This is a genomic window from Massilia sp. CT11-108, assembly GCF_047302915.1.
GTDB classification, from domain to species: Bacteria; Pseudomonadota; Gammaproteobacteria; order Burkholderiales; family Burkholderiaceae_D; genus Telluria; species Telluria orientalis.
Genome location: NZ_JBKYMO010000708.1, coordinates 1 through 2,202, shown reverse-complemented (window position 1 = coordinate 2,202; position 2,202 = coordinate 1). Strand labels below are relative to the sequence as shown.

At 69.2% G+C, this 2,202-nt stretch carries 2 protein-coding genes; both read right to left on the bottom strand.

Features of this window, described 5'->3' with window-relative positions:
* A partial coding sequence (locus tag ACEN88_RS29715) for an AI-2E family transporter (RefSeq protein ID WP_413345486.1) occupies nucleotides 1–1,367 on the bottom strand: 1,367 nt, incomplete at its 3' end.
* A 119-nt stretch (nucleotides 1,368–1,486) separates the two neighbouring features.
* Nucleotides 1,487–2,173: a methionine ABC transporter permease gene (locus ACEN88_RS29710; protein WP_413345484.1), complete on the bottom strand. Its 687-nt coding sequence runs from the start codon at nucleotides 2,171–2,173 to the stop codon at nucleotides 1,487–1,489.
* Nucleotides 2,174–2,202 lie beyond the last annotated feature (29 nt).

Below are 2,202 nucleotides of genomic sequence, written 5' to 3'. Positions count from 1 at the left end.
GTGCGGCCTTCCGGGTTCAGGGTCGCCGCCACGCGGCCCATCGCGGCGCGCATGGTTTCCATCTGGCCCGCGTCGATGCGGCCCGCGCGCATGTCGGCGCCGGCCAGGGCGAGGCCCGGCAGCAGCACCTTGTCGCAATAACGCGCGAAGCTGGCGCGGCGCAGGTAGGCGTGGGCGTCGCGCACGATCGTGTCGCTGTCGGCCGTCAGCAGGCGCTGGTACAAACGCTGGGCGCCCGAGACGTTGGGGGCGTCGCCCAGCAGGATCGTCACCGGTTCCAGCCCGCGCACGTGGCGGCCGGCCACGACGAAGCACAAGGTCAGCGGCGTCGACAGCAGCAGGCCCACCGGCCCCCACATCGCGCCCCAGAACACGGCCGAGACGATCACGGCGAGCGGCGACAGGCCCGAGCTGTGGCCGTAGACCTTCGGTTCGACGACGTTCGCGACGAACAGTTCCAGCGCGACGAACAGGGCGATGCAGGACAGGGCGAGCTGCCAGCCGGGGTCGATGGCGGCGACGAACACGGCGATGACGGCGCCCGCCGCCATCACGCCCAGGTAGGGCACGAAGCGCAGCATGCCGGACAGCGCGCCCCACAGGCCCGCGTGCGGTACGCCGGCCAGCCACAGCAGCACGCCGATGAGGGTGCCGAATGTCAGGTTGACGGTGAATTGCGACAGGAAGAAGCGCGACACGCCCTGGGCCGCGTCGCCCAGGGTACGGATCGTGCGGTTGATTTCGGTCTGGCCGGCGAGCCGGATCAGGCGGTCGCGCAGCGATTCGTGTTCGAGCGAGATGAAGACGAGCAGGACGAGCACGAGGCCCGCTTCGCCCAGCGGTCCCCACGCCATCGCGAACAGGCGCGCGAGCGAATCGCGCGTCGTCAGGCGCGGCTGGCGGATCTCGACGGGCAGCGGCTGCGTCGGGCTGACGGTCACGGTGCTCATGCCGCGCCGGCTGCTGACGGTGCCGCTCTGCTGTGCCTGCGGCTGCACGGCGCTGATCTCGGCCTCGATGCGGGCGAACGGCCGCTCCGTCATCTCGCGCACGGCCGCGACCTTGGTGCGGATCGCTGCACGGTATTTCGGCAGGTCGCCCGTCACGGCGACGAGCTGGAACGCGAGGACGATGCCCAGGCCGACCACGCACGTGCCCACCATCAGCACGGACAGCATCGTCGCCGGTACCTGGCCCAGGCCGATGCGCCGCAGCGTGCGGATCAGCGGGGCGATCACGAGACTGAGGATGACCGCCAGCGCGAGCGGTTCGAGGACGTCGCGCCCGAAATACAGCAGACCGAGCACGCAGCAGGCGGTGACGATCGAGCTGGAAGTCAGGTGCTTGAACAGAGTGGATTCGCGCATTCGCGGCCGCAAGCGGGGATGGCGGCCATCCCGTAGAGATAAAACCGCCAATGTAGCAAAAAACGTGGCCGGCAATCAAATTTCTATGCAGAAATTTCCATTTATCGTGAGAGGTGGGGTCAATCTGTCCTCGCGTAGCCCGGCTGGCGCTTGTCCAGCCGCCGCGCGAAGCGGTCGCCCGTGAGTTGGATGACCTGCACGAGCGCGACCAGCACGACGACGGTGAACACCATGATGTCCGTCTCGAAGCGGTAGTAGCCGTAGCGGATGGCGAGGTCGCCGATGCCGCCGCCGCCCACGACGCCGGCCGCCGCGGCGTACGAGAGAAAACCGATCGCGAGGGCAGTCAGCGCCAGCACGAGGCCGGAGCGGGCTTCGACGAGCAGCACGCGGGTGACGATCTGCAGCTCGGACGCGCCCATTGCCTGCGCCGCCTCGATCACGCCGCGCGGCACGTCGCGCAGGGTCTGTTCGACGAGGCGCGCGAAATACGGGACGGCGGCGATCGACAGCGGCACGGAGGCCGCGAGCGGCCCGATCGAGCTGCCGGCGATCAGCCGGGTGAGCGGCACGAGCGCGACGAGCAGGATGATGAACGGGAACGAGCGGATCGTGTTCACGGTCCACCCGAGCAGCAGCGCGAGGGGACGGTTGTGCAGCGACTGGCCTTCGCCGACGACGAACAGGACGACGCCGAGCGGGCCGCCGAACAGCACGGCGGCGCACACGCCGATACCGAGCATGGCCAGGGTCTGGCCCAGCGCGACGGCCAGGTCGGGCAACAGGTCGATGAGACTCTCAAACATGGAGGACTCCTGGATGGAACAGCGCACCG